This is a genomic window from Chryseobacterium sp. 2P (genome assembly GCF_059579425.1).
In genome coordinates, this window is the sequence record NZ_CM184194.1 from 4,614,950 (window position 1) to 4,638,501 (window position 23,552).

Consider the following 23,552-nt stretch of genomic DNA (forward strand, 5'->3'; position numbering starts at 1 on the left):
TGTTACTACTAAACGTTTTTAAGTTCGCAAAGGCGTTCTACTTAGCTAAGATCAGAGAGTTCTATTAAATTTATAATTTTTGATAATACCTGATTTGTTGCGTTATCTTTATCTTTCAAATATATTATTGTTTTCATGGTTATTATTTATTTAAAACTAAAACTGCTTCATCATCAGAAAGCCTGATTTCTGCTGTTGCTCCGCTGTTGAACTGTAGAAAATCCTGCTCAATTCCGTCGCTAAATATAAAACCATTATTCGGCATTAATGATTCGATGATTAATTTGCTTCCTTTTCTTAATTTTCCGCTGCAGATATCGGTTTGCGTTCGGATGCTTTTAAAAGGTTCTCTTACTGCAAAATACAAATCTTCTTCATTCAGCTGCGGATATTTTAAAGCTGTTTCGCCTAAAATTCCGAAAGCCATATTGAAAATGGAACTCAGCCAGCCTGTACTTCCTGTTTTTGTGGAAACTATGATTCCGCTGGAAGAGTGTGTTTCTTGTTTTCCGTTCAGCATAATTTTGTATCTCGCGGAAGAATGTGAGGAAATTCCGACAAATAAATCATTCACTGCCAGTAATTTTTGTCCGTCATTCAGCACTGCTTCGGCAAACTTCATCTTTTTTGAACTAAAATTTCCGTTCATCACAGTTTGTACGCCTTTTAAAAAGTTTTTTGCCGTGAAGGGAAGCAAAACGCCGTCATATCTTTCAGGATCGGGATTTACCGCAATAATCGGAATATGTTTGGAATATTTGGCAACATTGGCTACCAAACCGTCCTGTCCTACCACCACAATCAGGTTGTTTTCAGAGAAAATGTAGGAAGGAACAAACTCTCTTTCAATCACTTTATTTTTAATGATTTTGGAAAGCTGGGTCTGAACTTTCAGAAATGACTGACCGAATTTTTCGTGTTCATCCACATATTCCTGAAAATTTCCTCCGGAACTTTCAATATAAAACTTCGCCTGAGCCTGCGTGTTGAATCTTTCCACCAGAGACTCAAGGCGGGTTTTATTTTTAATGATGATGGCGTATTCTACTTTCATTTTTTTAATTATTCAGAAGTTTTTATTTTAACGCAAAGTCCGCAAAGTTTTTATTTTACTACTAAACTTTTTTTAAGGTTCGCAAAGGCGCTCTGCTCAGCAAAGACGATAACCTATTTTGTCATTTTTTTGGAGACTGTTAACTGCTTCCAACTTCGCTCTTCCTTCTTCCAGCCTTTTACTTTTTCAAAATAGTATCCAACAAATCAGGACTTACATTCAGGTTTCCGATTTTCCCGGCATTTTCTGCCAATTCTCTGAACGCTAAAGCGATGTTATTTCTCGCATCCTGTCTTCCACTCAAAGCAGTGAGGACTTTCCAGTCGATTTCTTTGTAAGGTTTTAAGGAAGTTTCCAGAATATAACCTTGAGTCTCTGCTTCTTTTCTGTCGTTTTCCGTTTTTTGCTCGATCAGTTTTTTTCTCTGGTTTTCTACAGAAATATCGGCGGCAATTTTCATTTCACGAAGGATTCTGTTGTTTTCTTCCTGCTGAACTTCGGTTTCCATCCTTTTTTCTTCAATCTGCTTTTGCTTTTCTTCCACAGCAATTTCCGTATTCAGCTCAGATTCCTTGATTTTTCTTTCCTGTTCCACTGCAAAATTTCTTCTTTCATAAATCGCTTCATCGGCTTGTTGCTGCAGTTTTTCCCTTGTTTCCGTTTCCAAAGCTCTTGCCATTTCAGGAGTAGTCTGAACGGCTAAAATATTGGCTCCCAGAATTTCAATTCCCATGCTTTTAATGGATTCGGAATCGATTAATCCTTTCAGAATATGATCTTCAATCTGTTTGGCAGAACGAATTGCTTCTTTTAAACTAAGATTGTGTACAAATGATGAAGTCGCTGTCTGTGCGAGATTAATGATTCTCTGGTTCAGCTTTTCGATATCATTCTTTTTGTAAACTCCTTCTCCGTCCACGGTAAAATCCAGCGTATTGGAAAGTGCTTTCGGATCGGTCACTTTATAGCTGATCTGTCCCTGAATTTTCACGGTCTGATAATCGTTCGTGTTCTCATTAAAGATAAACGGCAGATCATTACTTCCCAAAGGAATCGCCACAATAGACGAATTGGGAGCGAAATAAAAGAACGATAAGCCTCTTCCTTCTTTGGCGATCTTTCCATTTTTAAAATGAAGAACGTACGTCATAGAATCAAATTTGATGTGTGTAAATCCAAACATAGCTTTATGATTTTTAGTGAAACAATTTATTAGTTTTCGTGTATTTTTTACGCAAATTATGGGTAAAATTTTTTACACTTTTATTTTATTTAAAGCAAAACACTTTTCAATATTTTTTAATGTTCCGCTTTTTCTTTTTTCATCGGTATTGAAATCAACCGCCAGAAAATGAGTGCATAGATCAATTCCAAAGGTATCTCTTTCATAATTTGAAGTAAAACCGCCTATCACTTTCCATTTTTCTGCTTTTGTTTTAAAAGAATTGGCAAAATATCTCGGTCTTTTTCCAACGTGAAGAATGGTTACATTCTCTGTTTTATCTTTTAAAAATTCCATCATTAATGTATCGGTTCCCGAAAAATCTCCGATGATAAATTCACACTCATCAAGGCTGAATTTCTTTAACGGTTCGATATAAAACTGCTGAAACTTTTCCCAGGATACATTTCCGTTTCCTGAAACATATATCTTTTTCATTTTTAAGTCTTTAAATACATTACATCTGTTCTTAAAACATACTTTTGTCCGCTGATCAGTGTTTTCCCTTCGTGTCTCAAAGGATGATAAAAAACCAATGCAGAGCCCTTTTTCGGAGCTACTGTGAACAGATTTTCAAACTCTGTTTCTCCGCCTTCAAAATCGTCATTCAGATAAATTAAAAAAGTGTAAAAGCTTCTTTCATTCTCATTTCTGATGTAGCTTCCGTCGTGGTGCATTTTAAACTGCTGTCCCGGAGAATATTTATAAATCCTGAACATTTCATTAAAGCCCGAAACTTCATCATTTTCATGAATCTGAGGAAGAAATTCAACCGCTCTTTGAAAAAGATTTTCGGCTAAATTATTATCAAAAATCATCAATCTGTCGTTGTTTCGGATTCCTTTGTTCATGACCTGTCGCCCTCTCATATTGATTTTCGCTTCCTCAAAGACTTTATCCTTCGTCATTTCAATATAATGATCGCATTCTTGATCCGAAAGGAAATTTTCTATTAAAAATATCTGAGGATGGAGTTCTTTTTTTTTCATGATTTCTAATTGGTTTACGGTTATTGTGTTTTTACCCTCTTAATTCGTCTCTTACTTCCATTAAAGCAAATCCTAATAAATTTTCACCATTCCATTTTGAAGGATCTTTTGCTTTTGCATTGGTTTCCAGCATTCCGATTCCCCAGATTTTGTCGTACGGACTTGCCTCAACTAAAATTCTATCGGCTGTTGAAAGCAGAAATTCTTTAAATTTTTCATTTTGTGAAAATTTCAGAAAATTTCCCTGTTTCACGATTTCATATTTATGTTCGTTCCAGATTTCCGGATCAAAGTTTCTGACTTTTCTGCCTAAACTTTTTGCCTGATTCGGAGTTTCTGCTTTTAAAATCTGCTCTAAAACTTCATGATCATTAAATAATCTCGCTTTTTCTGCCATCATATAATGCTCTGCTGTTTTGTACATGATTCCGTTTTCTTCAAACTCAAAAGGAAACCACTGACTGAAGCAGGCTTTTGTAATTTCATCTTCCACGGTATGTCCCCAAAAGAAAAGAAATTCCGGGTTTTCTTTTTGATGAAATCTTTCGATGGTATTATTTAATGTATATTTCATGATTGCGTTATTTTTACACAAATTTAAAGGATTCTGATTTTATCTTCCAAATTTATTTGTGTTATTTTTACGCTAAATATTTTAATTGATTGATTTTCAGTGATAAAAATTTATTTTATTGAAACACAAATCGCGCAAATGTTTTTTCACAAATGGCGCAAATTTTATTTATGCTTTAGATTTTGGCTAAAGCCGGTTTGAAATTATTTTATTTAAACACAAGGGGCACAAATGTTTTTCACAAAGGACACAAGTATTTATTGGTTTTATGTTTAGGCTAAAGCCAATTAAGATTTCTGAATTGAAAAATTATTTTATTTAAACACGAATGGCGCAAATGTTTTTCACAATGGACACTAGTATTTATTGGTTTTTATGTTTAGGCTAAAGCCAATTGAAATTTTATTGAAAGAACGGACTAAGTCCGTTTCTATTGATATTGATATTGGAATCGTAATTGACTTGGTAAGCTGATTTTTTTTAAACACAAATGGCACAAATGTTTTCGCAAATGGCGCAAATTTTTAATCAATTAATATAGAGGGTAAAATATATACACACTGTGTCATTCTAACGAAGGAAGAATCTATTATTGAGTTTAAAAACTCTTCATTCCGCTTCGCTTCATTCTGAATGACAGCGAACACAGAAAAGAATTTTTCGTGAAAATTCGTGTAAATATTTGTGCTTTTTGTGTTTAAGAAAAACTATTTGATTTCGAAATAAAATCCCTGCTCTTCGAGTTCCCTGTATTTTTCCTGATTGAAGGTGAAGAGTTTTCCAGGTCTTCCGCTGCCTTCTTTTTTAAGATTATTGGTTTCGTTAAGCAATCCGTAGCTCATGATCTTTTTGCGGAAATTACGGCGGTCTATTTCTTTTCCGATGATGGTTTTGTATAGGTTTTCAAGATCAGAAAAAGCAAATTCATCGTTTAAAAGATTAAAACCGATCGGCTGATACTGGATTTTCGTGCGAAGTCTTTTTAAGGCAATATCAATAATGGATTGATGATCAAAAGCCAGTTTCGGGAGCTGATTGACGCTGAACCATTGTGCATCTTCCGCATCAGAATCGGCAAACAATTCATGATAGGATGGATTGACAAGTCCTAAATAAGCGATGGAAACTACTCGATTTCGAGGATCGCGACCGACGTTTCCGAAAGTGTAAAGCTGCTCCAAAAAATCGGGCTTTATTCCCGCTTCTTCGTGGAGTTCGCGTTTTACGGCATCATCAAGATTTTCATCATCCAAAACCAGACCTCCGGGAAGTGCCCAACCTCCTTTGAAGGGCTCGATGTTTCTTTTAATGAGAAGGATCTGAAGATCTTTCTTATCAAAATATCCGAAAATTACTGCATCTACAGCCACTTTTATATCCTGTAATTTTTTTGGAGGCTCCATTGTTTTAATTTGCGTTATGAATACACAAAGTTACGAATTCATATCTTAAAAACAAAAATCCGCAGAAATAATCTGCGGATTTACTTTTATCTTTTGTCTTTTTACTTGACTCTTTCACTAATCATTCAGCTTCAGAACAGCCATAAACGCCGATTGCGGAACTTCTACCCTACCAATCTGCTTCATTTTCTTTTTACCTTCTTTCTGCTTTTCCAAAAGTTTACGCTTTCTGGAAATATCACCTCCGTAACATTTTGCGGTAACGTCTTTTCTTAACGCTTTAATGGTTTCTCTTGCAATAACTTTTGTTCCTAAAGCCGCCTGAACAGCAATATCAAACTGCTGTCTCGGAATCAGCTCACGAAGTTTTTCACACATTTTCTTACCAATATGATAAGCGTTCGAATCGTGAATCAATGAAGATAAAGCATCTACCATATCTCCGTTGATCAGGATATCCATTTTTACAAGCTTGGAAGCTCTGAAACCGATCGGATGATAATCGAATGAAGCATACCCTTTAGAAATAGATTTCAGCCTGTCGTAGAAGTCGAAAACTACCTCTGCCAAAGGCATATTGAAAATTAATTCTACTCTGTCTGATGTCAGGTAACTCTGGTTAACGATTTCTCCTCTTTTTTCGATACAAAGTGTCATTACAGAACCTACAAAATCAGATTTTGTAATGATAGAAGCTTTAATATAAGGTTCTTCTACTCTATCCATCGTGGTAGGATCCATCATTTCCGAGGGGTTATTGATCATAATCGGAACTTCAGGTTCTTTTTTGGTATATCCGAAGTAAGATACATTGGGAACCGTTGTAATCACGTTCATGTTGAACTCTCTGTCCAGTCTCTCCTGAACGATTTCCATGTGAAGCATTCCTAAGAATCCGCAACGGAAACCAAAACCAAGCGCTGCAGAGCTTTCAGGTTCGAAAACCAGAGAGGCATCATTCAGTCTTAATTTTTCAAGAGAGAATCTCAGTTCTTCAAAATCTTCAGAGTCAATCGGGTAAATTCCGGCAAAAACCATTGGCTTTACTTCCTCAAAACCTTCAATCGGCCCTGCTGCAGGTTTTTCAAAAGAGGTGATTGTATCCCCTACTTTTACTTCTCTAGCATCTTTAATTCCGGAAACCAGATATCCTACATCTCCACATTCTACCGATTTCTTAGGAACCTGTTTCAATTTCAGTGTTCCAACCTCATCAGCTCCGTATTCTTTTCCGGTTGCGAAGAATTTAATTTTTTCGTTCTTAGAAATACTTCCGTTTACCACTTTGAAGTAAGCCTCAATTCCTCTGAACGGGTTATAAACCGAATCAAAGATCAAAGCCTGAAGCGGCGCATCCGGATCTCCTACCGGAGCAGGAATTCTTTCTACAATCTGCTCAAGCAAATGGTGAACTCCTTCTCCTGTTTTACCGGAAACTCTTAAAACATCTTCATAGTCACAACCGATCAGGTTCATGATTTCATCGGTTACTTCTTCAGGGTTTGCAGAAGGAAGGTCAATTTTATTCAGAATAGGAATGATCGTTAAATCATTTTCCAATGCTAAATATAAATTACTGATGGTCTGTGCCTGAATACTCTGTGCCGCATCTACAATAAGAAGCGCTCCTTCGCAGGCAGCAATGGAACGGGAAACTTCGTAAGAAAAATCTACGTGTCCCGGTGTATCAATAAGGTTTAAAATATATTTTTCTCCTTTATATTCATAATCCATCTGGATCGCGTGGGATTTAATGGTAATTCCACGTTCTTTCTCCAAATCCATATCATCTAGCGTCTGAGACTGCAGTTCTCTCTGAGTCACCGTATTGGTATATTCCAAAAGACGATCCGCCAAAGTACTTTTACCGTGGTCGATGTGGGCGATTATGCAAAAATTTCGTATGTTTTTCATTTAAGAATCTTGTAATTTGCAAAGATAACAAAATGCAGGATAATTCCTTAGTCTTAATTTTGAAGAACAAAAATTTAATTCTGCCCTTTTTTAATTTCCAAAATTTACGAAATGCGGGATGTCTGTAGTAAAGCCGTTCATTGGCAAAAGGTTGTTCCGGTTGCTGTTGAAATCAAACAATGAATTATTGTCAAAAGGAACTTTTGGGTAATAAGTGAAGGAAATCTGAATCCGGTTAAATACCAGAAAAGGATTATTAATGAGAACGCCGATTCCTATTTTTGTATTAACATTTGTTTTTAACAGTTTTTCATCCGGTCCCGCCAACCAGCCTGCTGCAGCTGTTAAGTAAGGACTAAAATGAAAGTTTTTCCATGTTTTGTTTACGAAAAGCTGAAGCTGATATCGCAGAACGAGTTTTTTTGTCCCGATATAATCTGCACTGTACACCGGAAACTCATCACTGGAAGATAGATTGATGCGGTCTCTGTAGGAATAGTTTTGCTGTGGATTTCCCAAAGCTAGTGTGGGAGAAAAAAAGTGTCTCGCACTGGCAAACTTCCAATCCATCAGATTGGTAAAATAGGTAGCGTCCAATCGGAAAGATTCGCGGTTCTGTCTTTCCTCATTGAAAAATTTCCCGAACTGTGCTTTCACACTGAAATATCCTATACTGGTAAAATCTCCGTGTGCTACAGAAATTCCGGCATAAGGAATGATTCTGTTGTTTCTGGACAAACCTCCCGCTGTAAGGCTCGCCGAAGTTCCGTACGCAATATCTTCCGGAAGATCGTACTGAAAGATATTTTTCTGAACAGAAAATTTTCGCTGTATAAAACCTACAGACGCCAGAAAACTGCTGTAAGAGGTAAAATAATCGTACTTGTCTATTGCCGGATTATCCTTGTACTGATAATTCTGAAATCTTCCGATTAAAGCAATATTGCTGGAAACTTTTTCTGAAGATCTTGAGGCTATAGGAATCTGGTAACCTCCCCACAAATTCTGACTGTACACTTTGATCTGAGCTTCGGGAAAAGCTGTTTCGGATTCTATAGGCAGCAAAACGCGGCGCATGAAGTATTCAAAATTAAATCCTCCCGCCCATTGGGTTAATGGGGAGAAAAAATCGCGCGTTGCACTGAGACTTATTCTTTCATTTTTAGCAAAATCCCGCTCTCCCAGAATCTGTGCATTAATGTAGGAACCCCATAAATTGTATGCGGTGTAACTTCCGAGTAAATAATTCTGTTTTTCTTTAGAATCGTTACGGTAGAGAAAACTTAAATCATGTCCCAGTCCGAGAAAATTTTCTTCGGTAACGCCTAATCCGATTTTACTTCCGGAATAGCTTGCTCTGGGTTTCAGACTCCATGAATCCAGCACTTTTACGATAACATCTATAGAATCTCTGGTGGAAGTACTGTCGGAAATACTGATGTTCACTCTGTTGATAAAAGGCATTGTTCTCAGCAGACGTTCAGACTCGTAGATTTTCTGGGCATTGTATTCTTCTCCCTTTTGGAAAAGTAAATAATTGTTAACCGTGGAAGTTCTTGTATTGGAATGAAGATGATTGGTAAACCAGTCGTACCATCTGGATTTCTCTTTTTTATCCCGAGAACCGTATCCGAAAGGATCTATGGTTTCAATTGTAATATTTCTGATGTATTTTCCGTCGTATGTTTCCTGCGCTACTTTTTCGGTGGTTGTTTTTACGGAAACGGAATCTGCTTCTCTACGAAATATAAAACGGTGAAGGAATTTTGTAAATTTTCTCTTATCTGAAAATTTTTCAATTTTGTAATAGATCGAATCCTTTTTTTCCTGTGCCTGGAAAAAGAAGAAACAATTAAAAATAAGAGCTAAAATTACGATAGACTTGTTCATTTACCTTCTGAAGTTGCAGTATTTTTTAGTATCAATTTATAAGCCAATAAAATTAAAATTTAATTTCGTTTCTACGTTCATAAACATTAGGACAGATCCGGACAGTTTTTAAAATAATTTTACTTTTTGATGTAAAAATGGATTCTTAAAAACGACAAATACGGAGCATTCTCTTTGCTGATGAATACCGCTTCTTATTCCTTTCATTTATAAAAAGAGAAAAAGAGACGCATTGTCTCTTTTTTATAAGCAATCTATTTATTTTTATCAAAGTTTGCAGGTAAAATATATTCTCCTGTTAGCATGTCTATTCCAACTCTGTAATATTTTGCATTCTGCTTTCTGATTCTTGAAATAGCCAGATCTATAACTGAGACAGCCAAAGCTGTTATTAAGCCTCCTCCTGCTGCTCCTGCTGCATAGTAATTGGTTTGTTCTGGAAATAATTCTTCCGCAGCGGCAGTGATAAAATATCCTTCTTCATCCTTTTCGATTTCTATAAGGCTTGTTGGTGTCTTTTTATAAGCGATTCCGTTATCTATTACGGCAAAATAATCTTTGAAATTATCATACCCGTCAATCCTTTTAACCCCCTTTATTTTACCTTCATTATTTTTTCTGACAATAAGTTCCAAATCTTTTTTCTGATCTACAAATGATCTGAAGTCCATATAAACTCCGTTCGTAAGAGAATCAGCTTTATAAATCGGCATTTTTTCCGTTATATTCTTTTCATAGTCTTCCAGTTCATTTTCGGCTATAGGATAGTTTAGAGCCTTTACATCGTAAGAATCATTAATAATATTGGATAATTCAGCAGATATTCTGGCAGCAATAGCTCTAGTAATATAGGCATGATCTCTCTGCATAAAGTCTTTGGAAATATTAAACTTTTTTAAAAAATAATATTTATCATTTCTTTTAAGAAAAGTAACCATTTTCATTTGCAGATGCCCCATTTGTGATCTTTCGGTTGGAATATCTTTTACTGCAAGTTCTTCGAGAATAAGATAATAATCCGTTTTTCCTGTTTCTTTATTATTTTCCGCAAACCACTCAGTAAATAATTTTTCAAGATCATCTTTTTCAAATTTTACTTCATAAGGATCTTTCCTGTGCGATACAATTCCAATAGTTTTATCTTTTCTCTTATCTAATAGAGTAAAAGATTTAGCAATATGATTTTTGTCTTTGATATTATTTTTAAGTTCTATATACTGAATTTTCTGTGCCGTTAGAAAGCACGAAAACATCAAAAATAGAATTATTTTTTTCATAGTTAAAAATTTCATTAAAAATAAAGTTTTAATTTAAAATTAAACAACCCTCACAAATAAATTGCAAGGGTCGTCCAATATTAAAAGCAAGTTTCCGACATTGGTAACCTGTTTTGAATCTGTAAAGTTATTTATCTTCTAATGATTAGATATGACCAAAATTCTTTTTATGGTAATTGATCAAAAATATCATTAAAATCGTACTCACCTGTCATCGGATCAATGTAAATTTCCTGAGGATTATGGCTCAGCTTATTCGGATTAAAAAGTAATGCATCTGCAATTGCGCCTGCCAATCCAAACATGATCCCTAATTTAATATCATATTGAGGCGGAAATAAACTGCTGGGTTTTGCGACGATATAAAATCCTTTTTCATTTTTTAACAGTTCCTGAAATCCGGAATAGGTATTTTTAAACGCTTTTCCGTTTTCTACATAGATAAACATTTTACGGGAAGGAATTTTCATCTTCTTTCCGTTTTCAGTTTTTACAGCCCTGTCTAATGTTCCATTTTCCCATCGCTCCAAAGTGTAACCTTCTTCCGGAGTCTGCCTGAAAAACGAATTGTAATCCAGATAGATTCCTTCTTTCAGGGTTTCATTTTTAAATGCAGGATAATTATTTACATAGCTTTGATAATTGGAAATATCATCCAAGGTAAGATCATATTTTGAAGGTTTGGATTTATGTGTTTTTTCAAGATACAAAGAAAAAAGATGATGCATATTTCTTACCATCGCATCAGCAACATCTCTGTGGCTGAACATAAATGTGGTGTCTTTTTTATACAGAAAATGATATTTATCTCCTTCCTTCACAAAACTTTGCAGGGAAAATTTCATGGTTCCGATGTTTTTCCTTTCGTACGTTTCTTTTACAGATAATTTAAGATCATTAAGAACTAATACAAAATCCTGCTTCCCTCCCTTCAGATTACTTTTACGGTACCATTCGGAAAGATCGTCTTCAGGACTGTTCTGAAACGAAACTTCTCTCATTTCTTTGCCATCTCCAAAAGGCAGAACCCCGATGGTTTTATCTTTTCTGTTATCAATAACAATTAATGTGTTGTAATCTCCTTCTCCATTATTAGGAATATCCCCTTTCAATTTTATTATTTCTTTATTCTGGGCAAAAGAAATAATCATAAGACAAGTCGTCACAAGTTGCAAAAATTTTTTCATCATTAAATTTTTTAAATTAAAATTATTCGGTAAAAATATATTCTCCGGTAAGCGGATCAATATAAATGGCAGACAGATTTTCAGGTTTATCTATTTCTGTTTTTCTGGAATCGAGTGCTGTCTTCTGTTCGGTTAGAAAACACGAAAACATCAAAAACAGAATTATCTTCTTCATCGTTAAAAATTTTCGCAAAAATATAGTTTTAATTTAAAATTAAACGACCCTCACAAATAAATTGCAAGGGTCGTCCAACATTAAAAAAATAAACTATTATGGGTTTTGTCTTGGTCTTAGAGCACTACCGCTGCCACTATTCCCAAAAGGTTTTCTTTCATTCATTTTATCTCTCATCATTCCTTCAGACTGAAAAAGTTTCAAAACTTTTTGGCAAGGTATTACCTTCTGCATTTTATCTGCATATTTTTTTCTGTTATCAAGCAGCTTCTGCCCTACTTCGAAACTCTGCTGAAGCTTGGCTTTCGCTTCTTCATCGGATAGATCTTCAGGATTAAAATCTGAATTGAACTGACTTTTTATCTGCTTTTGGCTTTCCAGATATTCATTATAAATATCGGTAAATTCATCTTTATCGTTAGGATCAATATCCAGATTTTCCATCACCATATTGTTTCTGAATTTCATCAGAAGTGCCTTTCTTTCCTCAGGAGAAAGATTATTGATGATCTCCTTTCTTTGCTTAGGATCCATCTTTTTCCAGTCATAATCTGTCCTTTGGGCATTCAGACCAAAACTATAGATAATAAAAAGCGTAAATAATATCTTTTTCATTTTCTTTTAATTATATAAGTCCAGATAAACATCCTGTGTAGAATTGCTTGCCAACTCCGATATTTCGGAATTTGAGAAAGAATCCAGATACTCGTTTATCTGAGCCTCATTTTGTTTCGAAACAGATGGTGAAGATTTTGGTTTCACTTCATCTGCTGTCTTAGCCGATTTTTCTTCTTTCGCTAAAGACTTATTATTATCCTGACTGCTATCTGTCTGATTATTATTTTCAACAGAAGTTAAATCCGATTTTAAGGTTTCGTAAGCAATCTGGCTCTCCGTTTTCGGTTCCTGAAGGTTTACAGCAATCTGCTCCTTTGCCGGATCGGCGGGATCTCCGTTATTGAAAACAAATGTCGCTCCAAAAACCAAAGCAATAGACGCCGCTGCTGCATATGCCCAGTTCAGTTTAAAAATCGGTGCTTTTTTAGCAGGCAGAATACTTTTCACAACGTTATCCTGAACGGTTTCAAATATATTTTCCGGAACGTTATAAATATTCTTACGTTCCAGTTGCTCAAGATCAAAATCATTGATCCCGCTCAATACCTTACCCTGAATATTTTCAAACAAATTTTCAGGGACTTTGTATATATTTTTGCGTTCCAATTTTTCCAGATCAAAATCTTTCATGCTGTTGTTTCTCAAAAATTATCTTTCGTAATTCTCTTTGATATATTCTTCTATCTTCTGTTTGGCATAATGATAATTTGTTTTTAATGTTCCTACCGACATATCCACAATTTTGGATATTTCTTCGTAAGGCAAATCATCATAATACCGCATCATAAATACCAGTTTCTGCTTTTCGGGCAGGCTTTGTATGGCATTCTGCAGCAAAATCTGTATTTCTTCCGCATCACCGTCTGTATTGTCTGCAATAAGATTCTGCATATGGTACTCCGGATCTTCATCCGTTTTCTGCATTTTTTTCAGTTTGTTCACCTGCTGCAACGCCTCATTGGTGGCGATTCTGTACAGCCATGTGTACAACTGGCTGTCATTTTTAAACTGATGAAAATTCTGATAAGCTTTAATAAAAGTTTCCTGCAAAGTATCCTGAGCAAGATCTCCGTCCACAATAATTCTTCTTATGTGCCAATACAATCTACTCTGATAAGCATCCATTAAGGCACGAACTCCTTTTTCCTGAGTTCGCGGATCTTGCATCAACGAAATAATCTCCGTGTCTTTAATCTTCATAGGATGCTTTCATTGTTTTGGATTACAAAAATAATTGAAAGTTAAATTACTCCTTCAATTTTTAGTCCAAATATCATAATTAAATATATGAATTATTTGAAATCTTTACCGTGTATTGCTTACTATAAGAAACTATATATTGGCAGAAATGCTTTATCAAAGGACATTTATTATTAAAATATTGATCTTTATAGTAAAAAACTACAGAAAAATATTTATTTTAAATCCCGATTCTCGAACGTTAAAATTAATTAATTCTGCTTTTAAGAATGAAGTTTCGTGTTTCAAATCACCGTAAAAACTTATATTTGTTTTATGCAAATTGTAATTATCGGTTCAGGAAATGTCGCCTATCATCTGGCAAAAGCATTTGTTGAGAATAACATTCCTCTGGCTCAGATTTTCGGAAGGAATGAAGAGGAGTTAAAAAAAATTTCAGAAGAATTAGAAATACCCTATTCAACTAAAATTTTAGTCGATTCAGATTTATACATCATTAGTGTAAGTGACAATTCTGTTGAAGAAGTTTCGAAAATGGTTACTAAAAAAGATAGTCTTGTAGTGCATACTTCCGGATCTTTACCTAAAGAAAGCCTGAAAGGCGACTACCGAAAAGCAAGTTTTTACCCTTTGCAGACCTTCTCAAAACTGAAAGAACTGGATTATTCTAAAATTCCGTTTTTCATCGAAACAGAAAACGAACAGGATAAAAAGTTACTTTTTGAAATTGCGTCCAAAATTTCAAAGAACGTCATGGAAAGTACCCATGAAAAAAGAAAGTATATTCATCTTACTGCAGTTTTTGCCTGCAATTTTGTAAATCATTTGTTTACAAGGGCTAAAGAAATTTCGGATTCGCAGGAAATTCCTTTTGATTATTTTTTACCGCTGATTGATGAAACTGTACAGAAAATTTACGAAATTGAGCCGCGATCTGCCCAGACAGGACCCGCAGTAAGAAATGACAAAAGAATACTGGAGCTTCACGAACAATTACTGCATGGGGAAAGCCTGGAAATTTATAAAACAATGAATCACTCAATTCAGAAAATGTATGAGTTATAAGGAGAAACTAAAAAATATCAAAGCGTTTGTATTCGATGTAGATGGTGTTTTCACCGACGGAAGTGTATATCTTATGCCCGGCGGAAATATGTGCCGGGTAATGAATGTTCTGGACGGATATGCCGTTGTAAAGGCATTAAAAAACAATTATCTGATCGGAGTAATTACCGGCGGGAACGATGAAATGGTAAAACACAGAATCAACTATCTGGGTATTGAAGATTATTATGCCAAATCTCACAACAAGATGGCAGATTTTGAAGATTTCAGAAAAAAACATCACCTTAAATACGATGAAATTTTAACAATGGGAGATGATCTTCCTGATCTTCAGATTCTGAAGAATTCTGCCATTTCTGCCTGTCCGGAAAATGCAGTACCCGAAATAAAAGCCATTTCCGATTATATTTCGCCCATCAAAGGAGGAAGCGGTGCTGTACGTGATGTAATTGAACAGGTGATGAAAGTTCAGGGAAACTGGCACGATGACGACGATACACAATCTACTTAATTTACTGTAAATGAAATTATTATTAGCCTCACAATCTCCAAGAAGAAAAGAACTTCTGGCAAGTTTAGGATTTGAATTTGAAGTCGTGAAAATTGATTGTGAAGAAATTGTTCCTGAGCACATTAAAGTAGGGGAGTCTGCGGCTTATTTATCTGAACTGAAAGCAGATACATTCCGAAGTCTTGAAAAAGATGAAGTCTTACTGACGGCAGATACCGTTGTAGCCATTGATGATCAGTTTTTGGGAAAACCACAGAATGAAGAAGAAGCAGGACAAATGCTAAAACTGCTTTCCGGAAAAACACATCAGGTTTACACAGGAATTACCATAAAAACCTCAGATAAAACCATCACGAAGACTGATGTTGCCGATGTGGAATTTGATGAAATCACAGATGATGAAACAGACTATTATATCCGAAATTATAAACCTTTCGATAAAGCAGGAAGCTACGGCATTCAGGAATGGCTCGGAATGGCAAAAATCAAAAAGATAACCGGAAGCTACTATACGATTATGGGACTTCCTACTCATTTGGTTTACAAAATTTTGAGAGAAATAGAACAAGTTTCCCCGTAAAATTTTATTATTTTTACAAAATCATCAATTCTACTGATAATAAAAAGTAGATTAGCGAGTTATATTTAATAATGAAAAAGAATATTTTATTCCTTTTGATACTCTGTATCGTTGCTTCATGCGCCACTAAGGTGAAAAAGCCGGAGCAGCGGTCTAAGTTTATGAAAGGATTTACCACATATTACAACACTTTATTTAATGCAAAAGATGCTTTAAATAATGAATTTGAGACCCGCGATAAAGGACATAAAGATAATTTTTATGCGCCTTATATTCCCATTCTTACCTATGAAGATCAGCCTTTGGGAAGTGATCTGGGGCAATCTGCAGCTTTCGCGGAAAATTCTATGAAAATGGGAGAGATCAACCGTCCTCAGCAAAACAGCGATTCCCGCGGCGGCCGTACTCCGGGAATACCTTCAGGAATGCCCGGAAATCCAATGTCGGGTGGACCGGGTTCAGCTACAGGAGAGCCGAGCCAGCCCGAACAAAAAGGAGCAACGACTCTGGAAATTGCAGAAGCAAAAGCTTTAAAAGCAATCAACAAATATTCCGTGCTGCGACATGGAGAAGAGCAGAACAAACAGATTTTTGATGCGTATATGATCCTTGCACAGGCGAGAATTTACAGGGGAAAATCTCTTGAAGCACTTGATGCGCTTAATTATGTTTTTACGCACATGAAGGATGATAAAAGGCTTCCTTTAGCCAGAATTTATCAGGGTTTAGCCTATGATCAGATCAAAAATTACCATAAAGCTCATGAGACTTTTGCCAAATTAAAAGGGGATAAAATTTCCAAGCAATACGAAAAATTATTAAGTATTTATTACGCTGAATCTCTTTTGGATGCCGGAAAAAAAGAAGAAGCAGTAAAAGAGCTGGATAATGCTTTTGAACTGAACAGCAACAGAAAACTGAAGAGCAGAATTGCTTATCTGAGAGGTCAGGTTCTGGAAGGTCTTAATCAGAATGAGAAAGCCAGAGAAAGCTTCATGGCTGCTTACAAATACGCCAATGATTTTGAATTTGAGGTAAAATCGCAGATCGAAATTGCCAAAACCTTCAACGGAAACGGAGATTACAGCGGAGCAATAAAATACCTTGAAGATATCAGTAAAAAAGGAACTTACGGATCGCGAAAGAATGAATTTTATTATGCTTTGGGACTTATGGCCAATAAAGCCGGAAAAAAAGAGGAGGCTCAGGAATTTTTCAGAAAATCTCTGAAAGAAAAAGTTTCCGACGGCCAGATCCGAGGTCTTACATACTATGAAATCGGAAAGGGATATCTGGATAAAAACGACTACATCGGAGCCGGAGCCTATTATGATTCTGCATTGGCGGTAATGACGTATGAACCTTCCAAGGTTCTTCTTACGGATCAGTCAACCTACATCAAAAAGATTTCAAAAAACTATTATCTGATCAAAAAGAACGACAGTATTCTTAATCTGGCAAAAATGTCTACCGATCAGAAAACAGATTTTTTCAATAAATACATTGCTAAAATCAAGGCAAAAGAAGAAAGAGAAGAACTGGAAAGAAAACGTGCAGAAAGAAGCAAAGGATTTGATACGGGAGATTATAATGCAACTTCCATATTTGCCAACAGCTCAAATTCTTTTGAAGATTTCGGAGTGGCAACCAAAGGATTTTATTTCAGTAATACAGGAATCGTTTCTAAAGGAACACAGACCTTTAAACAGACCTGGGGCGACAGAGCTTTGGTAGATAACTGGCGTTTTTCCAAGAAAATGGCTACTATTGAAGATTTAAAGAATGATGCTTTGGGAACTACTGCAGCACCAAATCCGAGACGTTTTGAACCGGCTTTTTACATAGAGCAGATTCCGACGGATGTTGCAAAACTGGATCAGCTGAAAAAGGACAGAGATACCGCTTCTCTAGGTTTGGGAATCATGTATCAGAATTATTTTACCAATACCCCTTTAGCTACAAAAACCCTGTATGATCTGGTGGATGTAAAACCTGAAGAAAAAGTAATGCTGCAGGCTTTATACGAGATTTTTGCCATGAATTATGAAAAAAATCCACAAGCTTCGGAAAGAGCAAAACAAATTCTTTTAAAGGATTATCCTTATACATCATACGCTGAATTTGCAAGAAATCCTAAGAGCAATTCTTTCGTAAAATCTTCTGCAGATGTAGAAAACCAGTATAAACAGGCATTTGCCTTATATGAATCTGAAAAGTTCGGGGAAAGTAAAGATCTTATTGACCGTACGATACAGCAAAATCCGAAAGATGCTTTAGTTCCGAAATTATATTTGCTGAATGCATTTAACTCAGGAAAATCGAGTGGGAAAGAGGTAATGATTCTCCAACTGGAACAGATTGCCCTGAATTACGGTAAAACTCCGGAAGGCGAGAAAGCCAAAGAAATGCTTAATTATCTGAAAAGTGATCTTAGCTTTCAGGCTACTGACAACAGAGGAAATTCGATCCCTCAAAATCCGGGGAATTCTGGAAGCAATATTCCTCAGCAACCGATGCAGCAGAATAATGAGATTGGCAAAACTCAGAAAATGCAGGGAAATAATTCCCAGAGCCAGCAAATGAACAATAATGGAAACGGTCCTCCAAAAAAACCGAATAATATGCCCGCCAATACAGTACCGGCAAAACCACAGTAAAAATAAAAAGCGAAGAACTACTCTTCGCTTTTATTTTTTTTCTTTACTCCATGAAAATCTTTGAGATAGAAAGGCTCAAAATAAGCAATGTCCTCAAATTCTTTCTGCTCTATTTTTGCAAGTGCTTTTTTTACTAAATATTTTGCAGAAGGATAGGAATTTTCATCAAATACGGCATTTGGAAGCTGTAAAATCTCTTTTGCTTTCTTGGCTCCGTCTCCTGCAAACAGTATTTTTTTATCTTTGAATTCTTCAAAAGATGTTTCATCTAAAATCTTAGCCTCTGTTGCAAAAATTTCTTTGCCTGTTTTCCCGTCATAAACGGCCGTATAAACCTCCATTCGTCTTGCATCAACTAAAGGTATTATCAAATCGTAGTTTTGATCTAAAAAAGGCTCTATGATACTTTCCATAGAATTTACTGCAATCAATGGAATTTTCAGTCCGTAGCAAAAGCCTTTTGCAGAAGCCGCACCAATTCTCAATCCGGTATAAGAACCGGGTCCTTTCCCAAGACAAACCGCTTCAATCTCCTTCATGGAAATTCCGGCTCCTTCCAAAGCCCATTCTACAAAAGTATGCAGACTTTCGGACTGTTTGTAGTTTTCAGAAACTTCTTCCGTTACACACAACAGTTTTTCATTATCGGAAATGGCAACAGAACAGTTTTTTGACGAGGTTTCGAGATATAGAATTTTCATTTTTCAAATTTAAAATCAACAACAAAATCCAAATTGATTGTTTCAGTGCAAATTTATGGCTTTATTTCCACACTTTGCCTGCTCCAGAGTTTCCATACCGATTTCTCTTTTTTCCAGATTTCCAGCAATGCAAGAATCATTTCGAATTTCTGGCTTTTGTAGGTTCCTGAAACTTTTATTTTTCTTCTCAGTGAGCAGATATTTTTATCTTTTTTAAGCTCTGAAATTTCAATCTGTTCAATCTTATCATAAATGACTTTTTTCGAACTGAAATCTCTTTTAAAATCCGAATAGTTCTGAATCCATCCATTGGAATGCCCGAAAGAAACATTATCTTTGAACAAATCTAAAACTTTGGAATCGTTATTCTGTATCAGAGAATCAAGTTTTCTTGTCTGAAAAAGCAGTTGTTTTTCGTCTTTAGAATATTTCTGGGCATATCCGAAAATACAATAGAAACAGAGTAAGAAGGGTAAAAGTTTCATTTTGAAAAAACTCAGATTAAAGCTTTCTGTGGATGGTTCTTGGTTCTGCCTGAGCAGAAGGGTAGATCGTCATATCCGAAATACAGACGTGTTTCGGAGCATTGACGCAGTAAGCGATTGAATCTGCAATATCTTCAGCTTTCAGAGGTTCATAACCGGCGTAAACCGTTGCTGCTCTTTCGCTGTCTCCTTTAAATCTTACCATTGAAAAGTCTGTTTCTACCGCTCCCGGCTGAATATTTGTTACTTTAATTCCGAATTCCGTAAGTTCGATACGCATTCCTTCGGAAATAACATCTACTGCTTTCTTTGTAGCACAATAAACTACACCATTTGCATAAGTCTGTCTCGCAGCAACGGAACTGATGTTGACGATATGTCCTGAATTTCGTTCTTTCATTCCGGGAATAATCATTTTAGAAACATACAGAAGTCCTTTCACATTTCCGTCGATCATAGAATCCCAATCATCTGTTTTTCCGGCAAACAAAGGATCTAATCCATGAGCATTTCCGGCATTGTTAACTAAAACATCGATATTTTTCCATTCCGAAGGAAGAGAACTGATCGCTGTTTCCACTTCTTCCAGATTTCTGACATCGAATTTTAAACTAAATATTTCGGTATATTGTGAAAGTTCTTTTTTTACATTTTCCAGAACTTCCGACCTTCTTCCGCAGATAATTATTCTGTTTTCCTGTTTTGCCAGAAGTTCGGCGGTAGATTTTCCGATTCCGGATGTTGCTCCGGTAATTAATATTGTTTTCATTTTTACTTTTTATTTTTGAATTGTATTATGGTCTTTTAATCTTTTCATCAGAAGTGTATAGATCCAAAATTCAAACCATGGAATACACATTAAAAGCACCCAGATCAATAAAATTCCTTTTAAAATGGTCTTAAACTGCGATTTTAAAATCATTAAGAAGAGATTCTGAATTTTCTGAACGATGGATTTTTCAATATTTTCAGGGTTAAGTACCACAAGTTTTTCTGATATCGTATTAAACTCTCCATAAGAAAGCTCATTCGTAATACCTCCATTGGGAACGGAATCCAAAATTCCATATATAATGAATGAATAGATTTTATCTCCATACCGATTCACAAACATGGAAGCCATCCAGTTTTTTGGAAGATCTATCATATCATTTTTAATGTGGTATGCTTTCGCGATATCAATGACTTTAATCTTTGTGTTGTTATTTTTCTGACTGAGATCTTTAACAACTTTTCTGAGGTCTTCAATAAAAACTTTTTTAAACCTGTTGTCTTTAAAGATATAGTATGTACTGGAATTATAGACCTGCTCGGAAATGGAATAACTGTCTTTCTTTAATGCAGAATACACTCCACAAAATAATCCAATTTTTAAAGAAAAAACGATGTTGACAATAAAAATGGCAGGAATATAAAGTTTAACAAACCAGTTGTAGTATTTCTGGCTGCGCGATAAAGCTTTGTATTTTTTTAGGATGATGACCAGAAATGAACTTATCAGCAAACCTAAAACAAGGAAAAGGAAGCAGAAAAGAACAATTTTTAAAGGATAATTCTTTAAAACGTATCCTACAGCGTTGTATATTGTTTCCCAATGTATATTCTGCATACTCAGTTGGCGTCAAATGCTTCAAAAGCATCAGTGATATGTTCGATCATCAGATTTTTATTTTCGTCGGGAAGAACGGAAATGATATCAAATCGCACTTCCTGATTTTTATTGTATTCTTCCATGAAATAATTGGCAGCCGAAACAATCAACTTAATCTTTCGTTTGTTTACGGCTTCCTGTGGAAGATTAAACACATCGGTTGAACGCGCCTTTACTTCAACGACCACAATTAAACTATCTTTTTCGGCAACCAAATCCAGTTCTGCTTTCTGATACCGAAAGTTTCTTACCAGAATTTTGTAGCCGTTTTTCTGTAAATATTCAGCGGCCAATTCTTCTGCTTTTTTACCAAAATCGTTGTGATCTGCCATTACTTAAAAGATAATTTCTGTTTTCTTGAAATCCAAACCTCTTTATTTTTGCAATCCCAGTAAAATTGTGTTGTAGAAAGGCTAGACTGTTCGAGATTTGAATATAACGAAATTGTATCATCCAATTTATTTGCATCAATATGAATTAATTTATCAATTGTAAAACCTAAATTATTCTCTAATTTAAAGGTTTTATAATGTGTAAAATCAAATTTACTATCATCAAATAATTTCCCTGTGTCTCTATATTGATATAAAGTATAGTGTTGGTTTTTACAAGGACATTTCTCTGTATACTCTAACTTCAAATTTCTTTTAAAAAAGATAAAATATACACTCAAAGTTATCAGAAATAATATAAAGAGAATGCCTTTAATTATATTTTTATCCAAAATATTCATTTAGATGCTCTCTTCATTTTGTCCGTTTTAAAACTCAATCTTAGCCTTATTCTTAACCTCCAATCTCACATTTCCACCAATAATCAACGGTCTGTTGTCTTTGATATGTCCATTCGGGAAACCGAAAACTGTTGGGAACTCATACTTTGAAATTCTGTCGGTAATTAACTTGTAGGCAAATTCATCAAAGCTTTCTTCGTATTGTTTATTTTCTTTTTCATCGCCCATATTGGTCATTCCACCGATAATCAAACCAGAAATTTTATTAAAAACTCCGGCTAATTCAAGGCTCATAATCATTCTGTCGAGAGCATAAAAATTTTCGCCGATATCTTCAATGAAAAGAATTTTATCTTTAAAATCAAAGGAATATTTCGTTCCTAAAAGCGCATAAATCAAGGCTAAATTTCCACCGACCAACTGTCCTTCAACGTTTCCTTTTTTATTAAACTGATGAGAGGAGAGGGTATATGTAAGAGTTTTTCCTTTTAAAACATCGAAAATAAGATCGTAGCTTTCTTCGGTAACGCCAAAGCTCGATGTTTTTACAGTCTGTCCGTGAATCGATGCAAAACCTTTTTTCAGCAGATAACTCTGGATCACCGTATTGTCTGAATAGCCAATGTACCATTTCGGATTTTTGGCAAAGTTTTTAAGATTAAGATGCTGAATGAGATGCTGACAACCGTAACCGCCTCTTGAAGCCCAGACTGCGGAAATTTCGCTGTCATTGAGCGCCCAGTTCATGTCTTTTAATCTTTCCTGCTCCGTTCCTGCGTAATTGTATCCGTTTGCATATTTCGTGTAAAGATGTTCTCCCAAAACGGGTTCGAAACCTTTATTTTTAATCATTTCGATTCCCTTTTCAAGCTGGGAAGATTCAACGGATCCTGCAGGAGAAATAATGGCTATTTTATCGCCCTTTTTCAGAGATTTTGGAAAGATTGTTTTATTCATTTGTCTTTTTGTATTTTACTTCGGTTTTCTCTGCTTCTTCCAGTCTTTTATCGAACTGATTGAATTTTTTAAAGCTCTGCAAGAAGATAAAGAAACTGAATATGATGAGAATTCCGCCAACAATTCTTCTGATTCTGTTGGCTAATTTTTGGGTAAGTCTGTCGTGAAACTGCTTCGCAAGGAATATTTTTACCAGATCGATAAAGAGATACGTTCCGATGACGATTCCGATGTATAAAATGAAATTACTGGTGTCCGGATACTGATTTCTTACCGAAATAACGGTGACAAGCCAGAAAAGGATGACTCCGACATTCAGAAGATTAAAGAAAAAACCGTTCACGAATGTTTTAAAATAGTTCTGATTGATGAATTTTTCTTCTCCGGGAATATGCATCTTGGTTTTGGTAACCATCATCACAATTCCGTAGACAAAGATCAGAATGGCGGTAATCCTGTAAAATCCGGGATGTTTATCGATGAGCGTTACAATATCTGCACTCGCATAATACGCAGCCAAAATGCACAGAAGATCTGCAGAAATAACGCCTAAATCCAGTGCTAAAGCATGTTTCGGACCTCTCGAAAAGCTGGTTTCAATTAAAAGGAAAAAAATCGGTCCTATAAAAACCAGACTCAGCATGAATCCTAAAACGATGGCAGATAATATAAGTTCAAACATTCAGTGGTGTTTTCAATGAAATAATTT

General features: G+C 35.5%; 26 protein-coding genes. 4 read left to right on the forward strand and 22 right to left on the reverse strand.

All coding sequences use genetic code 11. The features are described from left to right. Positions 1-142 precede the first annotated feature (142 nt). The 14 genes from AC52CF_RS21150 to AC52CF_RS21215 form a co-directional block, all read right to left on the reverse strand. Positions 143-1,054, reverse strand: coding sequence for a diacylglycerol kinase catalytic domain-containing protein (locus AC52CF_RS21150; RefSeq protein WP_496517646.1), 912 nt, complete (start codon positions 1,052-1,054; stop codon positions 143-145). 178 nt (positions 1,055-1,232) lie between these two features. Next, a complete protein-coding gene (locus AC52CF_RS21155) occupies positions 1,233-2,237 on the reverse strand; it encodes an SPFH domain-containing protein (RefSeq protein WP_496517647.1) in 1,005 nt (334 codons plus the stop codon). A gap of 72 nt (positions 2,238-2,309) precedes the next feature. Then, positions 2,310-2,714 (reverse strand): hypothetical protein, encoded by a 405-nt coding sequence (locus tag AC52CF_RS21160; protein WP_336689715.1) that lies wholly within the window; start codon positions 2,712-2,714, stop codon positions 2,310-2,312. 2 nt (positions 2,715-2,716) lie between these two features. Further along, positions 2,717-3,265, reverse strand: a complete 549-nt coding sequence (locus AC52CF_RS21165) for a prolyl hydroxylase family protein (protein WP_496517648.1) — start codon at positions 3,263-3,265, stop codon at positions 2,717-2,719. A gap of 31 nt (positions 3,266-3,296) precedes the next feature. Then, positions 3,297-3,839, reverse strand: a complete 543-nt coding sequence (ybiA, locus tag AC52CF_RS21170; RefSeq protein ID WP_496517649.1) for a riboflavin biosynthesis intermediates N-glycosidase — start codon at positions 3,837-3,839, stop codon at positions 3,297-3,299. A gap of 707 nt (positions 3,840-4,546) precedes the next feature. Further along, the gene (locus AC52CF_RS21175; RefSeq protein WP_496517650.1) at positions 4,547-5,242 is read right to left on the reverse strand and encodes an NUDIX hydrolase; all 696 of its coding nucleotides are present in this window, start codon (positions 5,240-5,242) and stop codon (positions 4,547-4,549) included. Positions 5,243-5,359: 117 nt separating this feature from the next. After that, entirely contained in the window at positions 5,360-7,156 is a 1,797-nt protein-coding gene (gene lepA, locus AC52CF_RS21180) for a translation elongation factor 4 (protein WP_087706645.1), read from the reverse strand. A 90-nt stretch (positions 7,157-7,246) separates the two neighbouring features. After that, entirely contained in the window at positions 7,247-9,046 is a 1,800-nt protein-coding gene (locus AC52CF_RS21185; RefSeq protein ID WP_496517651.1) for a hypothetical protein, read from the reverse strand. 254 nt (positions 9,047-9,300) lie between these two features. Beyond that, a complete protein-coding gene (locus AC52CF_RS21190; RefSeq protein WP_214587811.1) occupies positions 9,301-10,323 on the reverse strand; it encodes a hypothetical protein in 1,023 nt (340 codons plus the stop codon). Positions 10,324-10,490: 167 nt separating this feature from the next. Further along, the gene (locus tag AC52CF_RS21195) at positions 10,491-11,510 is read right to left on the reverse strand and encodes a hypothetical protein (RefSeq protein WP_214587810.1); all 1,020 of its coding nucleotides are present in this window, start codon (positions 11,508-11,510) and stop codon (positions 10,491-10,493) included. Positions 11,511-11,532: 22 nt separating this feature from the next. Continuing rightward, complete coding sequence (locus tag AC52CF_RS21200) at positions 11,533-11,685, reverse strand: hypothetical protein (RefSeq protein ID WP_214587809.1); 153 nt, start codon at positions 11,683-11,685, stop codon at positions 11,533-11,535. A gap of 96 nt (positions 11,686-11,781) precedes the next feature. Beyond that, complete coding sequence (locus AC52CF_RS21205) at positions 11,782-12,300, reverse strand: hypothetical protein (RefSeq protein WP_214587808.1); 519 nt, start codon at positions 12,298-12,300, stop codon at positions 11,782-11,784. 6 nt (positions 12,301-12,306) lie between these two features. Then, positions 12,307-12,933 (reverse strand): hypothetical protein, encoded by a 627-nt coding sequence (locus AC52CF_RS21210; protein WP_250902068.1) that lies wholly within the window; start codon positions 12,931-12,933, stop codon positions 12,307-12,309. A gap of 18 nt (positions 12,934-12,951) precedes the next feature. Then, positions 12,952-13,503: an RNA polymerase sigma factor gene (locus AC52CF_RS21215; protein WP_214587807.1), complete on the reverse strand. Its 552-nt coding sequence runs from the start codon at positions 13,501-13,503 to the stop codon at positions 12,952-12,954. Between the two features lie 315 nt (positions 13,504-13,818). Here AC52CF_RS21215 and AC52CF_RS21220 point away from each other — a divergent pair, with 315 nt between their 5' ends. From AC52CF_RS21220 to porW, 4 genes are all read left to right on the forward strand, one after another. Further along, positions 13,819-14,568, forward strand: a complete 750-nt coding sequence (locus tag AC52CF_RS21220; RefSeq protein ID WP_214587806.1) for a Rossmann-like and DUF2520 domain-containing protein — start codon at positions 13,819-13,821, stop codon at positions 14,566-14,568. After that, entirely contained in the window at positions 14,558-15,079 is a 522-nt protein-coding gene (locus tag AC52CF_RS21225) for a KdsC family phosphatase (RefSeq protein ID WP_214587805.1), read from the forward strand. Before AC52CF_RS21220 ends, AC52CF_RS21225 begins: the two co-directional genes overlap by 11 nt. Positions 15,080-15,089: 10 nt before the next feature. Next, a complete protein-coding gene (locus AC52CF_RS21230) occupies positions 15,090-15,659 on the forward strand; it encodes a Maf family protein (RefSeq protein ID WP_235132208.1) in 570 nt (189 codons plus the stop codon). Positions 15,660-15,730: 71 nt separating this feature from the next. Then, a complete protein-coding gene (gene porW / locus AC52CF_RS21235; protein WP_375181276.1) occupies positions 15,731-18,316 on the forward strand; it encodes a type IX secretion system periplasmic lipoprotein PorW/SprE in 2,586 nt (861 codons plus the stop codon). Positions 18,317-18,333: 17 nt separating this feature from the next. On the opposite strand, the gene tsaB is transcribed toward porW, so the two are convergent. The 8 genes from tsaB to AC52CF_RS21275 are packed head-to-tail and all read right to left on the reverse strand — an operon-like array spanning position 18,334 to position 23,525. Continuing rightward, positions 18,334-19,017 carry a tRNA (adenosine(37)-N6)-threonylcarbamoyltransferase complex dimerization subunit type 1 TsaB gene (gene tsaB, locus AC52CF_RS21240; protein ID WP_214587802.1) on the reverse strand — a complete coding sequence of 228 codons (684 nt, stop codon included), beginning with the start codon at positions 19,015-19,017 and terminating at the stop codon, positions 18,334-18,336. Positions 19,018-19,070: 53 nt separating this feature from the next. Further along, entirely contained in the window at positions 19,071-19,502 is a 432-nt protein-coding gene (locus tag AC52CF_RS21245; protein WP_290263949.1) for a nuclear transport factor 2 family protein, read from the reverse strand. A 16-nt stretch (positions 19,503-19,518) separates the two neighbouring features. Beyond that, positions 19,519-20,271: an SDR family NAD(P)-dependent oxidoreductase gene (locus AC52CF_RS21250; RefSeq protein WP_214587800.1), complete on the reverse strand. Its 753-nt coding sequence runs from the start codon at positions 20,269-20,271 to the stop codon at positions 19,519-19,521. A gap of 9 nt (positions 20,272-20,280) precedes the next feature. Beyond that, the gene (locus AC52CF_RS21255) at positions 20,281-21,111 is read right to left on the reverse strand and encodes a hypothetical protein (RefSeq protein ID WP_214587799.1); all 831 of its coding nucleotides are present in this window, start codon (positions 21,109-21,111) and stop codon (positions 20,281-20,283) included. A 2-nt stretch (positions 21,112-21,113) separates the two neighbouring features. Then, entirely contained in the window at positions 21,114-21,485 is a 372-nt protein-coding gene (locus AC52CF_RS21260; protein WP_214587798.1) for a YraN family protein, read from the reverse strand. Continuing rightward, the gene (locus AC52CF_RS21265; protein ID WP_214587797.1) at positions 21,485-21,886 is read right to left on the reverse strand and encodes a hypothetical protein; all 402 of its coding nucleotides are present in this window, start codon (positions 21,884-21,886) and stop codon (positions 21,485-21,487) included. Before AC52CF_RS21265 ends, AC52CF_RS21260 begins: the two co-directional genes overlap by 1 nt. Before the next feature lie 27 nt (positions 21,887-21,913). Next, a complete protein-coding gene (locus AC52CF_RS21270; protein ID WP_496517652.1) occupies positions 21,914-22,843 on the reverse strand; it encodes a S66 peptidase family protein in 930 nt (309 codons plus the stop codon). Further along, positions 22,836-23,525: a LysE family translocator gene (locus tag AC52CF_RS21275; RefSeq protein ID WP_076391058.1), complete on the reverse strand. Its 690-nt coding sequence runs from the start codon at positions 23,523-23,525 to the stop codon at positions 22,836-22,838. Before AC52CF_RS21275 ends, AC52CF_RS21270 begins: the two co-directional genes overlap by 8 nt. Between the last annotated feature and the right edge of the window lie 27 nt (positions 23,526-23,552).